The following is a 16,837-nucleotide window of genomic DNA, read 5'->3' as shown; positions in this document are numbered from 1 at the left end:
TATGCGGGTACTGTTGGTTGAGGATACCGAGGGGCTTGGCGAAGCGGTGCGGGATCAGATTGCGGATGACGGCCACGCAGTGGACTGGGTGCAGACCCTGGCCTTTGCCGAAACGACAGTTCAGACCACAGCCTACGACCTGATTTTGCTTGATCTGATCCTGCCGGACGGCCATGGGTTCGGGTTTTTGAGGAAGCTGAGGACAGCCGGAAAAACGACACCCGTGATCATCCTCACCGCCAGGGATCAGGTGTCTGACCGGATTGAAGGACTGAACGCCGGCGCCGACGACTATCTGGTAAAACCCTTTGATCTTTCCGAGCTGTCGGCCCGTGTGGCCGCGGTAGCCCGTCGGTACCGGGGCAATCCGAACCCGCTGATTCGCGTGGGTGATCTGGAGGTCGATCTTGGTGATCACCGTATCAGTCGCAATGGCCAGCCAGTGGAACTTACTGCCCGGGAGTGGGCCCTGTTCGAGGGCTTCATCCACCGACCCGGAATGCTATTATCGCGGTCGCAACTGGAGGATCGTCTTTACGCCTTCGGAGCAGAAATTGAAAGTAACACCATTGAGGTCTATGTCAGCCGTCTGCGCAAAAAACTGGGGCGGGACGCGATCGTAACCGTCAGGGGCATGGGCTACCGTCTGGAAACACATGACCAATAAAACCAGCTTACAGAAAAGCCTGGGCATCGGCCTCACGCTCGGAGTCACCCTGCTCTGGCTGCTAGGCGTTACCGCTTCCGGACTCGTGGCGCAGCACGAAATGAATGAAGTGTTTGACAGCGCCCTTGAAGAAACCGCGCAACGCATTCTGCCGCTGGCCGTCACCGACATCCTGAACCGGGAAAACGGAGCCAGTAATCAAAGGGCCCCTGCCCTGAAAGACCACGACGAATACCTCACTTACCTGGTCAGAGACCGGCAAGGCAACCTCCTGCTCCAGTCTCACGACGCCGATCCCGGGGTTTTTGGCCCATTGCCACAGGAAGGCTTCTCGAACACGTCGACACACCGGATATACGGAGCATCGGCCGTCAGCGAGACTATCTACCTCGAGGTAGCCGAACCTCTGGCTCACCGCCGTGAAGCCGCGCTGGAAGCAGGCCTGGCATTGCTGATGCCTTTAACCTTCCTGATCCCGGTCAGCCTGCTGGGTATCTGGTGGATCGTCCGGCTTTCCTTGCGCAAGGTTGTCGATTTCCAGCAGTCCATAGAATTCCGTGGCGCCGGAGATCTCTCACCTGTTGCCGGGGATCAGTTACCACAGGAATTTGAACCTATTGCCCTGGCCGTCAACCGGCTGCTGGAACGGTTACACCGCGCGCTGGAGACAGAACGGAGTTTTACGGCGAACAGTGCCCATGAATTGAGGACACCACTGGCAACAGCACTGGCCAAAGTGCAGCGGCTGAAAACCCGGGTTCAAAGTGACCAACTGAAAGCTGATGTTGCCGATATTGAGAAATCTCTGCGCAGCCTGTCGGTCCTGTCCGGAAAGCTGCTCGAACTGGCGAAAGCCGAAGGAGCCGGCGCCATATCACAGAACCGGCACGATCTTGTGCCCATACTGGCAATGATTGTCGGTGATTTTGAGAGCCACGCACCAGGACGAATGACGCTGACCCTGCCCGAGAGCGAAGTGAACTCCTTCCTCGATCCCGATGCCTTCGCCATCCTTGTTCGTAACCTGATTGAGAATGCGCTAAAGCATGGCTCCCCCGAACAGCAAGTTGAGATCAGCATGGCAGCGGATGGAACGTTGAGGGTGAGCAATGGCGGTAACCTAGTGCCTCAGGACCAGCTTGCCCGGTTAAGGAACCGGTTTGCACGCTCAAAAACAGATGCGACGGGTTCCGGCCTGGGCCTGGCCATTGCAGACGCGATTGCCACAGGTGCAGGTATGACATTGCATTTGCAGTCACCGGCAACAGGACGGCAGGACGGTTTTGAAGCGGAGCTGAACGTGGCATGTATCTGACACTTACTGACCTCGTGTTGTTGACGAGCATCATTCAGTCCCTGAGTCTGGCCATTTTTCTGATGCTTCCCTTTAACGTCGGGCTCATCAGCAATCGGCTCCTGGTCGCTACGCTGGTTTTCTTCGCCGCCGGGCTTGGCGAAATCTTCCTTTACAGCAGCGGGCTCGCGCTCGAACACCCCAACTTCGCCTACCTCGGGACGCTCATCGGGCTTCTGCAAGCGGGGACACTCTATCTGTATGCGCAGTCGCTGATGTATCAGGACTTCCGGTTACGCAAGGAGCACCTCGTTCATACCCTGCTGTTCTGGGTTGTCGGCGCCATCTTCCTGGTCGAGTATTATCTGCAGCCAACCGGGACCAAAGTGCAGATCCTGCTGGAGCGGGACCATCCGGGCGTGCTGACCTCACCCCTCCTCGCGGTGGCGATCCACGCCGTCTTCCTCGGTTATCTGTACGCCACGATTCGCGCAATCACCCGCTTCGGCATCGGCCTTCGGCAGATATTTTCCAGCATCGAGAACAAGCAACTCGCGTGGCTGCGGATGCTCCTGATCGGCTACGCGGTGGCCTGGACAGTGAGTATGCTCTACTGCCTCACCGCACACGTGTTCAGAAGCGCGCCGGGAACGGAGTGGGTAGCCGGTGCTGGCGCGGTGACCGGCTTCGTCTTCATCAACTTTCTGATGGTGAATTCCCTTCGCCAACCGGTCATCTTCTCGGGACTCGCAGCCGACCAGGCTGCGTTGTTGGCGGAGGAGACGCCACCGCAGTTCGATCAGGCGTTGAAGGAACGGCTGGAGTGGAAGATGCGCGAGAACAAGCCGCACCTCCACTCTAACCTGACCCTGGAGCAGCTCGCCCGGAAAGTCGATGCGCATCCAAAAGAAGTCTCGCGGGTGATCAACCAGGGCTTCGGGTGCAACTTCTTCGAGTTCGTCAGCGGCTATCGCCTGGCGGAAGCGAAAGCACGACTGGCCGACCCGGCAAACACGTCGAATATCCTGCAAGTCATGTACGATTCTGGCTTCAACTCGAAGTCCGTATTCAACACGGCCTTCAAGAACGATACCGGGCTTACTCCCAGTGAATATCGCCATCGCGCCCTCCAGGGGAACATTGGTGCCGAGCCTCAGCCCTGAACGCCACGCCAATCGGTTCGAGTTTCGGTTTTCGGGAAGTTCGAACCTCCAGGCAACTGTTTTTATTGGATTTTACCAAGATTTCGACAGAGGGCCGATTTCACGCTCGCGAACGCTTTTCCGAGAGCTTCTCCCTACGCTGGTTTCCAAGCGGTACCGAATCCGGTAATCGCGAGAATCAACGCAATACGAGGAGAACGTCTATGAAAACCAAGCTACGGAAAACCACCCTTACCGCAGGTGCGGCCGCCATCTTCAGTCTGGTATTTGCTGGCAGCGCCCAGGCGCATTGCGATGCCCTGGATGGCCCGGTGATTACCGAGGCCCGCACAGCGCTCGAGGCGGGCGATGTTACGCCTCTGCTCAAATGGGTACCCGCCGAGGATGAGGCAGAAATCAGGCGCGTGTTTGCAGACGTGCGCAAAGTCCGGGGCCAGAACGAGACCACGCGGGACATCGCCGACCGGCATCTGTTCGCGACTCTCGTGAAGGTTCATCGTGCCTCGGAAGGTGCGCCGTTCACCGGCATCAAGCCTTCCGGGCAGATCGACCCGGGACTGATGGCGGCGGATGCGGCGCTGGAGAACGGACAGATTGATCGCCTGGTCGCAAACATCACCCGCAAGATCGAAGACGGTATTCGCGAGCGTTATAAGGAGGCGCGAAACGCACAGGCGCGCGCCGATCAGAGCGTAGAGGAGGGACGTGATTTCGTCACTGACTACGTCAGCTACATCCACTACGTCGAAGGCGTACACGGTGCAGCGGGTGGCAGCGAAGGGCACTGAGCCCCCTCCTTGCCAAGAACACAATGCGGGCTGCAGAGCCCGCATTCACCCTGCTGCCTCTTCAGAAATTCAGGATTTATCCCTAACCCATTTCTCGCCTTCCTTGTGATACTCCTTTTTCACTGCAGACCAGGCCACCTTATGAGCGGTTTCTTCCCGGTCTGAATCGCCACGGCGATCCTCCGGCTTGCGGTATTCTTCCCAGGCGGAGTTAAAAGCATTCCGGTAGATTTCCTGGGCATGGGATGGCAGGTTATTACGGACGCGGTCGGGCAACTCTGAATTACTGTCGTAAGGCATTTGATCGACCCTCCAAGATTATTGGACTTCCTGTTCAACGGCAGACCTCGGCCGACGTTACTCGCCCGGGGAGGCTGTAAGGTAATGAACGCTGAACAGCCCATGCTCGTCCATCCACACCTTACGGCTCGCGAAACCGGCGCGGGCGGCCAGCCTCTGAAAGCCCGGCACAGAATATTTGTAGGAGTTCTCCGTGTGGATCGATTCACCCTCGCGGAAACGGATGGTGTGCCCATTCAGGTGCAATACCTGAGCAATCCGGCTGTCCAGGTGCATTTCGATGCGGGATTTTTCTGCGTTGAAGAAAGCCCGGTGACGGAACAGTTCCCGGCGGAAGGCGATCCCCAGTTCCCGCTGAAAACGGTCAAGCAGGTTCAGGTTGAACGCCGCGGTAATGCCGTCGGCATCATTGTAGGCAGCTTCCAGTGTCTGATGGTCCTTCACCAGGTCAACGCCGATTAACAGTCCACTACCCGGTGGTAGCAGTCGATGCAGGCTGTCAAGAAAGCCCTCTGCGGCGTCCGGCGTAAAATTGCCGATGCTTGATCCGGGGAAGAAACCCACCAATCGCTGGGGATCGATCGCTTCTGGCAGGGCTATGCCCCGGGTAAAGTCGGCACAGGCGGCGTGGACCTCCAGCCAGGGATAGTCCGCCGCCAGACGCCGGGTGCTTTCGAGCAGGAACTCCCGGGATATGTCGATACCCAGGTAACGTTGCACCGACATGGATTCCAGTAACAGCCGCACTTTTCGACTGGCACCGCTGCCGAATTCCACCAGGGTTGCATCCTCGCCAGCCAGAGCCGCGATCTCGGGCATGGCACGGGTCAGAATAGCTTCCTCGGTGCGGGTGGGATAATACTCAGGAAGTTCACATATTTTCTCGAAAAGTGCTGAACCTTGCTGATCATAAAAGTATTTTGGGGAACAGTACTTCGGCTTGGAGGTGAATCCCGTGAGCACTTCTTCTGCCATGGTGGGGGAATGGTCTTCCGGCAACTGGTTGTGAAAATGAATCTCTGCCGCGTTCATCGGGTGGCCTCCCTGGCAAGTCTGATTCCCGAAAAGGCCCAACGGGCCGATGGGGGATAGAAGTTACGATACGTGGGGCGGATATGGTTGGCCGGCGTGGCACAGCACCCTCCCCTCAGTACCATCTGCCCGGACATGAATTTGCCGTTGTACTCACCGAGGCTGCCGGCGAGCGTCCTGAACCCCGGATAGGGCCGGTAGGCGCTCCCCGTCCATTCCCAGACATCGCCAAACATCTGCAACGGCGCATCAAGGGGGTTGCTCGCACTGCCAGCCTCCGCGGCAACGGGCTGCAAATAACCGCACTCAGCAAAATTGCCAGTCCGGTTCCGGGTGTGGGTGGCGGCCTGCTCCCATTCCGCTTCGGTCGGCAAGCGGGCCCCCGCCCAACGTGCGAAGGCATCAGCCTCGTAAAAACTGACATGGCATACCGGCGCATGGGGATCTACCTTGCGCCACCCGGTCAGGGTGAAGTGGTACCACTGCTCCCCCTCCCGGGCCCAATACAGGGGCGCAATCCAGCCGTTCTCCCGGATCAGGTGCCAGCCGTCCGAGAGCCACAATGCCGGGTCCTGATAACCGCCCTGCTCCATAAAATGCATATAGTCCTGGTTAGTCACCGGGCGCGTTGCCAGCTCGAAGGGTTCAAGGTACTGGCGATGGGCCGGCCGTTCATTGTCAAACGCAAACTTGCCCCCATCCTGTTCCAGGCCAATGGTAACCAGTCCGCCTTCGTAGGCCCGCCAGCCCATGGGCACCGGCTGCCCACCGGGCGGGGCGTGCAAACGTTTGCTGTAGGCCGGTTGCAGCGGGTTCTGGGCCAGTATGTGCTTGATATCCATGGCCAGCAGTTCCTGGTGCTGCTGTTCATGGTGGATGCCCAGACAGACCCGTTCTGCAATGGCCTGGCTATGCTCCGCAGGCGGGTTATTCAGTAGCAATCCCATAGCGTCATCCACGTAACGGCGGTAACGATAGACGTTGGCTACGGTCGGACGGGACAGCAAGCCTCGCCGGGGCCGGGGAAAGGGGTTGCTGTGGGTTTCGTAATAGGAATTGAACAGATGGTCATAAGCCTCGTTCAGGGGCACATACCCCTTCAGGAACGGCTTGAGCAGGAAGGTCTCGAAGAACCAGGTAACGTGGGCAAGGTGCCATTTGGGCGGGCTGACGTCATCCATGCTCTGTATGACGTAATCTTCCGTCTCCAGCGGCCCGCACAACTGTTCGCTGGCGAGCCGTACCTCCCTGAAGGCATCCAGCCAGTCTTCTGGCGCATTGGCTTCCACAACGAGAGTCGGGTAAAGCTCTTCCGCGTGTGACATGGCGGCGTTCCCTGCTTATAGGTTTTGCCCGTGGCCATCAATGGCCAACCACCGGTGCCTGAATCCTGCCCGGCGGCGCCGTGTGAACTGGCGCCTGCCGGCAGTACCGTAGCCTCAAGTTAAGGCCGCCTGACAGGATTGGTCAAGCTGAAAATGACTGGAGCGCGGCTTCTACAGCGTCCAGAAAGCCTGCCATATCCACCACCTGCTCCGAATCCGGATCGACGGTCTTGCCCTTGAGATCGGCGGTGACAATGCCTCTGTCGACGGTGTCGGTCAGTGCCGCCTTGAGGTTGACGGCGTATTCACTCAGGGGCGCATTGCCCTCGCGCTCACCGAGGGTTTCCAGGGCATTGGCGAGGGCGAAAACCAGGGCTGAAGGATTAAAGTGCGCGTCGCGGCCGTCGCTCTCCAGGTATTTCAGGTAGAGGTCATGGGCGGTGCCATGGGGCGCCTCAAAGAGCATGGTGCCGTCCTTGCTCTCGATGATGGAGCTGGCGGTAGCCAGGCTGCCGCCGAGTGCAGCAGAGATGTCCGAAAAGATGTCGCCGTCCAGGTTCTGGGACGGATAGAGGGCGTTTCTCGGGGGATCGGTAATCATCTTCTTGAGCTGGCTGGACGGACGCATGATCATGAAAGATGGCGGAGGCGTGTGATCCCGGGCCAGTTCCCGCCGCACTTCGGTAATAACGTCGCTGAAGACTTCGTCGTATTCCATGTACTCGCGCTTGAGGCCGAAATAGACCTCTTTGTCCTTGCGGGAGGCGTCGCGGAACACCTGGGACACCCAGTCCTTGATGGCTTCACGATCGTTGGACATGAGCAGAATGGGGTCACCTTTCATGACACGGCGGGCGTGCTTCTCGTCGCCATCAACGATCACCTTGAGGATGCCGTTTTCCTGCGCCGGCATGTTGAAGCTGCCGTACTGGTCGCCGCCCCCTGCGCTCATGCGGGAAATGGACACGTGGGCACCGCGACTGGGAATGCCGAACTCCCGCAGGTGGTTGACCAGTTTGAACAGCTTACGCCCGGTGGTATTGTCGGGTACGCCCCACAGTGCACGCTCTGGCGGGTTGGAGACAATGCGCGCAGCCTGGGCATCAATCAGCTCGTAGTAGTAGTTGAGCCCAAGCTCCTTGATCTGCTCGCGGTAATCGTTGGTGTAGATGTCTTCGATCACCGTACGCATGGCTCCGTCGTAGCCGGGAATAACGGTGTCTTTCAGGCCCAGGTAGACATCCCTTTTCTCGTCGATGGCGCGCTGGAAGAAGCGATGAGCCCAGGCTTTTACGTCCTCAACGTCGTTGGTGGCCAGTAGCCAGGGGTCACCCTTGCGGACTTCACGGCGGTGCAATTCCACCGGGTCGCCACTGCTGCCCACAAACATCAGTTTGACCACGCCGGTAGCCTGGGACAACTGGTTGAAGCTGTCCTTGATGCCGCCGAATTCCATGGTGTCTACTTCGATGTCGCGACCGATCCAGTCCGGGCGGCTGATGTTGAGATTGCGGAACTGGATGTCCTCACGGGTGATATTGCCGCTGATGCCTTTGCGGATGGCGCCGTTCGGGGATTTGGTGGCCAGTGGGTGAAGGTTGCCGGAGTCCACATCAGGATGCTTGCGGAGCAGCTCCTCCAGTTGCTGTCGGTTGACGGTCATGCCGGCGTTCTTCACCCCTACCCCATGGCGCTGAAGGGCTTCGATGGCGTCAGTCACTGCCTGACCATTGGTCAGTAGTCGGTGTTCCGCGGACAGGTCGATTTCCTCGAGCCGGATGTCCAGGCGCCCAGTAACGAATTTTTCGAGAATCCGCTCGAAAGCAACCTGGGCCATTTCGTCGCCGTGGAGGATGACCAATGGCGACGTTACATTGATTCGGCGGTCCATAGACTTCTCCCTGCGGGTTGGGTGGATCAGCGCCCTGTCTTTGCTACCCCAAGGCCATGACTCGCTGGTGACTTCAATTTTGCAAGGTAGGTCTCAAGAGGTTCGGGCCTTGCAATATAGTAGCCCTGCACGTAGTTCACACCAAGTTCATTCAGCAACCGCAAGACACTGGCGCTCTCGACGAATTCGGCAATCGTCTTCAATCCCATCACATGGCCAATATTGTTGATGGCCGTCACCATGGCATGGTCAATGGGATCGCTTACTAGGTTCCTGATAAACGTGCCATCGATTTTAAGGTAGTCCACTGGCAGGTTTTTCAGGTAGCCAAAGGACGACATCCCGCTACCGAAATCGTCGAGGGAAAAGCGGCATCCGAGTGTCTTCAGGCTCTGGATAATAAAACGTGCCCTGGTCAGATTCGCTATGGCCTCCGTTTCGGTAATCTCAAAGCAGATAATCCGCGGGGAAACATCAAAGCGCGCAAAACATTCGTTTATAAACGACAGGAAGCCCTCATCCCCCAGGGATGCCCCGGACAGGTTAATGCTGCAGGTCGCAACGTGCCCGGGGCCGGCTTTTGCAAGCTTGGCGAAGGCCGTCTGGATCACCCATCGATCGATTCTGACCATCAGGCTAAAACGTTCCGCGGCCGGGATAAAAGCCATGGGCAGTACCAGTTTCCCGTCTTTATCGTGGAGACGGAGCAACAGCTCGAAATGCGCGCCCTCTTCAGACTGTGCCGAAGGTACGGAGGTTGGCACGATGGCCTGGCAATGCAGGCGGAACCTGTTTTCCTCAAACGCTTCACTGATACGCCCCACCCATTGCGTTTGTCGAAACCTGCGAGCAAGAGCCTGGTCGTCCATGCTGTAGAGATGGATCCGGTTGCGGCCATTTTCCTTGGCCAGGTAGCAAGCGTTGTCGGCGGCGCTGAGCAGGTCGGCCAGCGACCAGCTATTGTCGCTGAAGTTAACCTGGCCAATGCTCAGGCCGACGCGGAAGGGCTTGCCTTCCCAGGTAAAATTTAGGTCCTCGATCTCTTCTTTGAGAGCTCTGGCAATCCGCTTGGCTACGGGCGCGGGACAATCCTGCAGCAATACGCCGAATTCGTCGCCACCCAGGCGTGCCAGCAGGTCAGACTGCCTGAGGTGTTTCTTGAAAACGGGCCCCAGAACGCGCAACAAGGCATCACCCGCCATGTGTCCACAGGTATCGTTGATCACCTTGAACTGGTCGAGATCGATAAACATAAGGCTGTGGGAGCCATCCAGTCCCAAGGGTGCATCCAGCAGGCTACGCAGACGTTGTTCAAATGCATGCCGGTTAAGTAACCCTGTAAGATTGTCGTGGTTTGCCTGGTGTGCCACCTCTGCCGCCAGCCTGCGGGCATGGGTGACATCCTGGAAGACCATGACAGTCCCGATAATCCGCCCATCCCTGTCCCGAATGGGCGCAGCCGAATCTTCAATGGCAAACTCTGTACCATCCCGGTGCAGCAGCACCGTTTGACTAGCCACTCCCACAGTTTGGCCACCGGCTAATACCCGCACTACCGGATTCTCCACCGGCTCGCGAGTCTGCTCATTGATAATACGGAAAACCTCGGGCATCAGAAGCCCCCGGGCTTCGGCTGCAGACCAGCCAGTAAGTTCTTCTGCAACGGGATTCAGATAGTTGATCCGACCTTCTTTGTCAGTCGTGATGACGGCATCGCCGATGGAATGCAGTGTGACCTGTGCCAGTTCTTTTTCAGCAAACAGCTGGCTTTCTACCCTCTTGCGACGAGCGATCTCCCGATTCAGGGCATTTACGCGCCGGGTGATCTCGACAAAACGCTGGTTGGCCTTACTCTCGACATAACAGCGCACGATAACCTGAGCAGTTGAGCCCTTGTCTGCACGAAGTCTGGCTCCGTAGGTAATGTATCGTTCGCCGATGGCGCTACTGATGGTGACCAGGCCGCGAATAAAATCCCCACTCCGGACCCAGAGTCTTATCGAGGAGTCCAGCCTGGCCGGATCGTTAGCCAGTTTATGCAGTTGGTGTCCATTATCCAGAGCAGTGAATGCGTTCCGGGCAGCATGGTTCATATCAACAACCCGGCCCTGGGCGGAAAGCAGAAGTAGTGGCTCGGGAAGCAGGTTTTCCAGCGATTTATGATTCATATCCGAATCAGCCATCAAGTTAAAGACTCAAAATATTCCTGGCCTGACGCAGCTTCAGACTCTGCGTTGGATTTAAGATGAACGACGACCCGACACCCCTGATCGCCCCGGGCTATCGTCTCTTCCAGCGTGACTTTGGCGTAACCAAGACTTTGAGAGGCGATGATGCCAAACACATTACTGGTCATCATGCACATGGAAGTGCGCCCGACTACCTTCTCAACAAAAGGACAGGCCCGGTTACCAAGCACAATGCGATCGTCATTCTGTTCGACAATGTAGAAGTCGCCCTTGATTCTGCGTTTCAGGTCCACGAGCACGTCGGCAACCTGGGAACGGGTTAGCCTGGAAACACCCAGGGCCTCTTTATAATCAAGGTCCATCTGATTCCCCATATTCTGGCCAACGATACTGATAAACCCCGCGGCCTCTCTGAGCCCCACGACGTCTTCCAGCACACCGGACAGTTCACGTATCAAATTGCGAAGAAAAAGATCTCTTTCCAGTGGGATGTCCAACTGGGCCAGGGGGATTCTTCTGGAATCGGTATCAAGGGTTGCCATGACAGTTTCCTGCTTGCTTGGCAACACCGGAGAGGGAAGGCATTGCTTGAAAAGATGAGCGACAAAGAATGTCCCTGACCCGGTAACGCCTAAATAGCCGCTGGTCATTATACAACCAATACTGGGGGGCAGTTGATTGCCGAGTCGTTACAATCCGGTTAGGTAATGCGCGGCCTCGCTGCGCAGCCGCTCAAACTCCGGTTAAAAATTTTGCTTTCAGGTACTATCTTTGTGCAAGGAGCGGTTGCTGACAGGAACACAGCAACAGTTTCCTCCGTAGCATTGCCAATTCAATCGTGTAACAGCAATTTTCAGGAGAGATCTATGGCAGGGACGCCCGACAACGACGAGTTGTTCACTGACCTCACCGAAGCGTTAGCGATGGCCTGCTCTGTGGTTTGCGCGGCAATCGTTGTCAAAGACAGGGAATCTCCGGATCATTATATCGGCGACCCCGAAGCCGCCCAGCTACTGCTGTCGCTCGACAGCGTTCAGGCAACACTGGCTGACGGGATTCCCAGGACAGAAGTGCCGCCACCCGACACGGCTCTGGCCGCAGCCGCCTTCATTGCAGTCGAACCCCTGAGTCTCCCCCACCAACAATCATTAACAACTGTGATTGCGTTTGCAGGCGAGCACCTCACCGATTGCGACCGCGCGGTGGCGCTCTTGCACTCCCTGGCAACAGAAGCCGCCAATGAACTGATGTTTCTGAGGCAAACGCCATTTCTGGCAGCTGCTTTTGCGGAAATCGAATGCGGCGTGACCATCGCTGATCCTGGCCTTGAAGACACCCCCCTAGTCTATGCCAACGCCGCGTTCGAGCGTATGACGGGCTATTCAAGAGCGGAATTATTGGGTCGCAACTGCCGCTTCCTGCAGGGAGATCTTCACGATCAGCCCGGTCTTCGGATTATTCGCAACGCCCTCGCCCGTGGTACAGACTGCACAGCTGTGGTAACCAACTTCCGCCGAAACGGTGAACCCTTCGAAAACAGGGTCAAGCTAAGAGCTATCCGTACCAATGATGGCACCCTCTCTCACATAATCGGTATTCAGCTCGATGTCACCAGGGAGCACTTGGCCCTCGAGTCGCTGGCTCGGCAAAAGCGCCGCTACGAAAGCCTGATCAGAACGCAATCCGGATACATCTGGCTCATGAATGGGAAAGGCGAACTCAAGGACGTACCCGAAAAATGGTTAGAGCTGGCCGGCCTGTCATCCGTGAGCGGTCCGCCCGATCTGGCAGCCATCCGCGGCGCCCTGACGCCAGAGGCAGCACTGGCGTTCCACGACCGATGGATCGAAGCCCTCAGGACCGTGACACCGTTTGAAGTGGTCTATGAATTATCCGGTCAAAGTTCATCTCCGAGGTGGTTTCTGGATTGCGTCACGCCCGTGTTCGATGACAATAATCATCTGATCGAGTGGATCGCCGCTTCACAGGAAATCACTGAACTGAAACGTGCCGAGAAGGAAGTTGAGCGTGCCGCCTATGAGGACCGGCTGACCGGTCTTCTGACTCCGGAAGGCTTCGCCCATCGCCTGGACGAGCTCTTGAAAGCGATGAACCTTCATCCGGCGAGCCCTGTGGTAGTGGTGGACATAAAGGCGCTCAGGGAAATAAACAATACCCGGGGTTATGACGTCGGAGATGAGGTACTGCGGGAGGCTGCCCGTCGTTTGACGGCGGAGATAGGTCACAGTGGTCTGATTGCACGCACCGGAGGTGATGAATTCACCGTGCTTACCCTCCTTGAGCACCAGCGCACGAAGCGTCAATTACGAAAGTGCATGGCGGCTGTCTTCGACGTGCCATTCGAAATCAGAGGCTTTGCTTTCCACGTCGAGGCATCGTTCGGCTATGCCCGAATCCGTAGCAGCGCCGGCGATGCCAGAAAGTTGATGACAGACGCCGCATTAGCGATGCATCGAAGCCAGCATAATCCGGCGCTGCCCTGGACCCAATACACGAAAGCCCTCCAGCAGAAAACCCGCGAAACCGTGGACCTGACAACGAAGCTACGGCGCGCCCTAGAAGCCGATCAACTTGAGCTTTACTACCAGCCTCAGGTCGATCTGGCGAGCGGCTGTATCATCTCAGCGGAAGCCCTGTTGCGCTGGAATCATCCGCAGGCAGGCTTTATCCCTCCAGGCCTGTTCATCCCGCTGGCTGAACAAAGCCAGCTCATCGGGCCTCTGGGGGACTGGGTGCTCCGCCAGGCGTGCAGGGATCTCAAGGCCTGGCGAGATGCGGGGCTTGCAGTCTGCCCGGTTTCGATCAATCTATCGTTGATCCAGTTTCAGCTCGGTTCTGTTCCCGACAGGGTTCGCCAGGCGTTAACCGAGTACAATATCGCCCCGGGGGAACTGACCCTGGAGATCACCGAAAGCGTTTTCGAGCACCATGGTCGTGATTTGAAGAAGGATCTGGAGGCCCTCAGCGCAATGGGGGTCCGCCTGTCCCTCGACGATTTCGGAACGGGCTATTCGTCACTGGCGCATTTGAACGACTACTTTTTCGACGAAATCAAAATCGACAAGAGCTTTGTTTCGCAACTGGACGATGGGCCTTACGCCCAGGCCATCGTCAAGGCAATTATCTTCATCGCCGCGGCGATTGATGCCGTTGTCGTTGCTGAAGGTATTGAATTAACGAAAGATATAGCAACCTTGCAGCACCTTGGATGCAAAAAAGGTCAGGGTTTTCACTACAGCCACGCGGTACCAGAGCCCAGCTGGCGTCAATTACTGATCGACCAGAAGCGATACTCGTGAAACCCCCTGGTCCCGGGACACAGTCAGGGCCGGGTTATGCCCAACTGTTGGTTGACTGCATCGCGAATTTCCCGGTAACGATCAGGTTGATTGATCAAGGTATCCAGATCGTCCTCCGGAAAAATCTCGTTCCTCTTTTTCCTGGCTTCTTCTTTGGAAAAAACCGACGGTATCAATTGCTCGAGACAGCGCAACATCACCTCAGGCGAAACCGATGCGCCGGGCGACGCCCCCAGGAGTGTCCCGTAGGTTTTGTCTGTGGACACAAGGATTTCTGTGCCCATCTGCAGATCTCCGTCTTTGATGATTTGCACGCGCTGGCCCGCTTCAATCGGTTTCCAGTCAAACTTTTTACTCAAGCCCGGAGCAAAGCTGTCCAGTTCCTCGAACATGCTTTTCTCGCCTTTGAAGCTCTCCGAAATCAGATATTTGACCAGTGGGAAATGCTCCAGGGCAACGTTAAGCAAGCCGGGAATATCATGCAGGCGCATTGAAGTCAGGTAATCGAAAAATCCACGGCCTCTCTCGAGAACCGGTTTGAATGACGCGAAAGGGCCGAAAAGCAAATAGTGCTTACCATCCACCACGCGCAGGTCGAGGTGCGGAACAGACATGGGAGGCGCGCCGACTTTGGCTTTGCCATAGGTTTTGGCCGTGTAATGTTTCGCCTGTTCTTCACTGATCGCTGCCCGCAAGAACCGACCGCCGACAGGAAATCCTGTGAACCGGCTACGAAACGGCAGGTGGCTCCTTTTCAGGAGTGGAAATGCGCCCCCACCGGCCCCTACAAACAGCACATCTGCCCGGTGCTGAATGGGCTCACCTTTATTAACAGCCTCGATAACCCAGCGGCCGGTCGGGCTCTTGTGTACGCGCTTGACGTGAGTGCCATATTCAATTTTTACACCCAGATCATTCACTGCATGTGCCGCCATTTGCGCCGTTAACGCACCAAAGTTAACGTCTGTGCCTGTCTCGATGACGGTAGCCGCCATCTTTTCATGGCGAGGACGCTCTTCCATGGTGTAAGGAATCCAGCTTTCTATTTCATCAAAGTCTTCCGAGTAACGCATGTGCTCAAAAAAATGATGAGCCGACATTTCCTTGAAACGCAATTTCAGTTCTTCAATGGCAGATTCGGAAACGATGGTGCAGTGTTTGGTTTGATTAATAAAAGTCTTAGGGTCTTTGATGGCGCCCTTTTCGATCAAATGCGCCCAGAACTGCTTGGCAACGTTAAACTGCGCATGGATCTTCAAGGCTTTTTCAACTGAAATGACCTCTTCATCCACCGGGGTATAGTTAAGCTCACAGTTGGCCTCATGGCCCGTTCCGGCGTTCCAGAATGCAGAAGAGTTTCCCGCGCCGGGACCGTCCAGCCGCTCCAGAATGGTGATATCCAGATCCGGTGCCAGTTTTTTTGCCAGGGTGGCAAAAGTGGTTCCCATAATCCCCGCACCAATAATGACTACGTTCATAAAGTCTTCTCGCCAGTTTTGATGATTTTCAGGGTATCTGATGATTTGGCTTTTTTACAGCAGTGGTACCGTGGCTTTACATCATGACTTCCACTACCGGACCCTACGCGCCAGGTTCCCTGATGGATGTCCGTAATTCAGGACGTAGATGTCCTTATAAGCCGACACTTTTATCCCGAAATTCAGGGAATTGTCCCGAGAACCAGACAACCATGCCTGTGTCATCGCTAATTTATCACTGAACTGTCGTAAAAAACCCGAAAAAACAGTGCGCTGAGAAACTGGCACAGTTTCTGTTAGGGAGGCTCTGATAATTATAAAAACTACGCGTCACCAACAAGAAAGAACGGGTGTATATCCGTCGTTCAGATAACAATAAGGTACTTCCATGCGCTTTTTCCTCCTGGCCCTTTTGCTGGCAAGCCCCCTGTGTTTTGCGAAAACCGTCGTCGTCATTCAAAGCTACCACCTGGGATACAAATGGGATGCGGATTACGTCGATGCCGTCCAGTCGGTACTTGGCGATGACCATGACATCCATATCTTTGAACTGGACACCAAACGTTTACCCAAATCTGAATGGCCACAGAAAGTTGCCAGTATCCAGCAATCGATTTCACAGCTTCAGCCCGACGTTGCCATCCTCGGCGATGACAATGCATTTTCACTGATGGCGAGCCACCTGGTCGAGAAGCAGATTCCTGTTGTATTCCTGGGGGTCAATGGCGGGCCTGCCCAACACCCTACCCTGGAACATGAGTTGGTCGCAGGCATATTGGAGCGTCCGTTTTTCGCAGAGAGCATTCGCCACTTGCAGAAGGTACTGAGGGTGGATGAACGTTTCCTCGTATTGATGGATGATTCACCAACCATGCGTAATGCAGTCAATGAATACTTTGGCGAAAAGCGAAGCGCCGAGGTGTATGGCTCACAACTGGACATTGTCCTCACCAACGACAAAGACACCTGGTTGCAGGCGGTTTTCAGTGCCCACGAACAGTATGACGCCATCGTGGTCGGTACGCACCACACCATCCGGGACGCCGAGGAAAACTATATCGAGCCGAAAGACCTGATCGGTGAGGCATTTACACGTAGCCAGGTTCCCATCTTCTCGTTCTGGGATATTTTCATTGGAGAGCAGCAAGCCATTGGTGGCTTCACCATCTCCGCCCATCAGGAAGGCCTTACTGCATCCCGCCTCGCGTCACTGATACTCAATGGGGTCAAGCCGAACCGCATTCCGAAAATGAACTCCTTGAGCGGGCATTATGTTTACAGCGATAGCGGCATGAAACACTGGAACCTGAAACTCTCACCCATGATCGCCAGCCAGGCGAAGTTTGTTGAATAGAGTTGAATAAATTCGAGGCGATGGGCTGGAGATTAT

13 protein-coding genes are annotated in these 16,837 nt (G+C 56.2%); 6 read left to right on the top strand and 7 right to left on the bottom strand.

Going from position 1 to position 16,837, the window contains the following annotated elements; translation table 11 throughout:
• Position 1 precedes the first annotated feature (1 nt).
• The 4 genes from QPL94_RS17915 (at position 2) to QPL94_RS17900 (ending at position 3,912) form a co-directional block, all read left to right on the top strand.
• A complete protein-coding gene (locus QPL94_RS17915; protein WP_285359287.1) occupies positions 2-667 on the top strand; it encodes a response regulator in 666 nt (221 codons plus the stop codon).
• Positions 657-1,982, top strand: a complete 1,326-nt coding sequence (locus QPL94_RS17910) for an ATP-binding protein (protein ID WP_285359286.1) — start codon at positions 657-659, stop codon at positions 1,980-1,982. The genes QPL94_RS17915 and QPL94_RS17910 overlap by 11 nt, the downstream gene beginning before the upstream one ends.
• Entirely contained in the window at positions 1,973-3,124 is a 1,152-nt protein-coding gene (locus tag QPL94_RS17905; RefSeq protein ID WP_285359284.1) for a helix-turn-helix domain-containing protein, read from the top strand. Before QPL94_RS17910 ends, QPL94_RS17905 begins: the two co-directional genes overlap by 10 nt.
• Before the next feature lie 203 nt (positions 3,125-3,327).
• The gene (locus QPL94_RS17900) at positions 3,328-3,912 is read left to right on the top strand and encodes a DUF6448 family protein (RefSeq protein ID WP_285359282.1); all 585 of its coding nucleotides are present in this window, start codon (positions 3,328-3,330) and stop codon (positions 3,910-3,912) included.
• A 69-nt stretch (positions 3,913-3,981) separates the two neighbouring features.
• On the opposite strand, the gene QPL94_RS17895 is transcribed toward QPL94_RS17900, so the two are convergent.
• The 6 genes from QPL94_RS17895 to QPL94_RS17870 all read right to left on the bottom strand — a co-directional run bounded on the left by QPL94_RS17895 (position 3,982) and on the right by QPL94_RS17870 (position 11,191).
• A complete protein-coding gene (locus QPL94_RS17895) occupies positions 3,982-4,212 on the bottom strand; it encodes a ChaB family protein (RefSeq protein ID WP_285359280.1) in 231 nt (76 codons plus the stop codon).
• 57 nt (positions 4,213-4,269) lie between these two features.
• Positions 4,270-5,244, bottom strand: a complete 975-nt coding sequence (gene egtD, locus QPL94_RS17890) for an L-histidine N(alpha)-methyltransferase (protein ID WP_285359279.1) — start codon at positions 5,242-5,244, stop codon at positions 4,270-4,272.
• Positions 5,241-6,569 carry an ergothioneine biosynthesis protein EgtB gene (gene egtB / locus QPL94_RS17885; protein WP_285359277.1) on the bottom strand — a complete coding sequence of 443 codons (1,329 nt, stop codon included), beginning with the start codon at positions 6,567-6,569 and terminating at the stop codon, positions 5,241-5,243. Before egtB ends, egtD begins: the two co-directional genes overlap by 4 nt.
• Before the next feature lie 142 nt (positions 6,570-6,711).
• Positions 6,712-8,460 (bottom strand): isocitrate/isopropylmalate family dehydrogenase, encoded by a 1,749-nt coding sequence (locus QPL94_RS17880; protein ID WP_285359275.1) that lies wholly within the window; start codon positions 8,458-8,460, stop codon positions 6,712-6,714.
• 26 nt (positions 8,461-8,486) lie between these two features.
• Positions 8,487-10,628: an EAL domain-containing protein gene (locus QPL94_RS17875; RefSeq protein ID WP_285359273.1), complete on the bottom strand. Its 2,142-nt coding sequence runs from the start codon at positions 10,626-10,628 to the stop codon at positions 8,487-8,489.
• Positions 10,629-10,642: 14 nt separating this feature from the next.
• Complete coding sequence (locus QPL94_RS17870; protein WP_285359271.1) at positions 10,643-11,191, bottom strand: methanogen output domain 1-containing protein; 549 nt, start codon at positions 11,189-11,191, stop codon at positions 10,643-10,645.
• 165 nt (positions 11,192-11,356) lie between these two features.
• Between QPL94_RS17870 and QPL94_RS17865 the strand changes: the two genes are divergently transcribed.
• On the top strand, positions 11,357-13,969 hold the full coding sequence (locus QPL94_RS17865) for a putative bifunctional diguanylate cyclase/phosphodiesterase (RefSeq protein ID WP_285359269.1): 2,613 nt from the start codon (positions 11,357-11,359) through the stop codon (positions 13,967-13,969).
• Positions 13,970-13,992: 23 nt separating this feature from the next.
• Here QPL94_RS17865 and QPL94_RS17860 read toward each other — a convergent pair whose 3' ends face one another.
• Positions 13,993-15,447 carry a malate:quinone oxidoreductase gene (locus QPL94_RS17860; protein WP_285359267.1) on the bottom strand — a complete coding sequence of 485 codons (1,455 nt, stop codon included), beginning with the start codon at positions 15,445-15,447 and terminating at the stop codon, positions 13,993-13,995.
• A 388-nt stretch (positions 15,448-15,835) separates the two neighbouring features.
• Between QPL94_RS17860 and QPL94_RS17855 the strand changes: the two genes are divergently transcribed.
• Positions 15,836-16,801 carry an ABC transporter substrate-binding protein gene (locus tag QPL94_RS17855; RefSeq protein WP_285359263.1) on the top strand — a complete coding sequence of 322 codons (966 nt, stop codon included), beginning with the start codon at positions 15,836-15,838 and terminating at the stop codon, positions 16,799-16,801.
• The last annotated feature ends 36 nt before the right edge of the window (positions 16,802-16,837 follow it).

The sequence above is a fragment of the Marinobacter sp. SS13-12 genome, assembly GCF_030227115.1.
Taxonomy (GTDB): domain Bacteria; phylum Pseudomonadota; class Gammaproteobacteria; order Pseudomonadales; family Oleiphilaceae; genus Marinobacter.
Note: the sequence above shows the minus strand (reverse complement) of the source record. Positions and strands in the feature narration are given on the sequence as shown.

What these genes read in the sequence shown, in the direction of transcription:
- QPL94_RS17915 (WP_285359287.1), top strand. Translation starts at nt 2, where the DNA reads ATGCGGGTACTGTTGGTTGAGGATACCGAGGGGCTTGGCGAAGCGGTG.
- QPL94_RS17910 (WP_285359286.1), top strand. Translation starts at nt 657, where the DNA reads ATGACCAATAAAACCAGCTTACAGAAAAGCCTGGGCATCGGCCTCACG.
- QPL94_RS17905 (WP_285359284.1), top strand. Translation starts at nt 1,973, where the DNA reads ATGTATCTGACACTTACTGACCTCGTGTTGTTGACGAGCATCATTCAG.
- QPL94_RS17900 (WP_285359282.1), top strand. Translation starts at nt 3,328, where the DNA reads ATGAAAACCAAGCTACGGAAAACCACCCTTACCGCAGGTGCGGCCGCC.
- QPL94_RS17895 (WP_285359280.1), bottom strand. Translation starts at nt 4,212, where the DNA reads ATGCCTTACGACAGTAATTCAGAGTTGCCCGACCGCGTCCGTAATAAC.
- egtD (WP_285359279.1), bottom strand. Translation starts at nt 5,244, where the DNA reads ATGAACGCGGCAGAGATTCATTTTCACAACCAGTTGCCGGAAGACCAT.
- egtB (WP_285359277.1), bottom strand. Translation starts at nt 6,569, where the DNA reads ATGTCACACGCGGAAGAGCTTTACCCGACTCTCGTTGTGGAAGCCAAT.
- QPL94_RS17880 (WP_285359275.1), bottom strand. Translation starts at nt 8,460, where the DNA reads ATGGACCGCCGAATCAATGTAACGTCGCCATTGGTCATCCTCCACGGC.
- QPL94_RS17875 (WP_285359273.1), bottom strand. Translation starts at nt 10,628, where the DNA reads ATGAATCATAAATCGCTGGAAAACCTGCTTCCCGAGCCACTACTTCTG.
- QPL94_RS17870 (WP_285359271.1), bottom strand. Translation starts at nt 11,191, where the DNA reads ATGGCAACCCTTGATACCGATTCCAGAAGAATCCCCCTGGCCCAGTTG.
- QPL94_RS17865 (WP_285359269.1), top strand. Translation starts at nt 11,357, where the DNA reads ATGCGCGGCCTCGCTGCGCAGCCGCTCAAACTCCGGTTAAAAATTTTG.
- QPL94_RS17860 (WP_285359267.1), bottom strand. Translation starts at nt 15,447, where the DNA reads ATGAACGTAGTCATTATTGGTGCGGGGATTATGGGAACCACTTTTGCC.
- QPL94_RS17855 (WP_285359263.1), top strand. Translation starts at nt 15,836, where the DNA reads ATGCGCTTTTTCCTCCTGGCCCTTTTGCTGGCAAGCCCCCTGTGTTTT.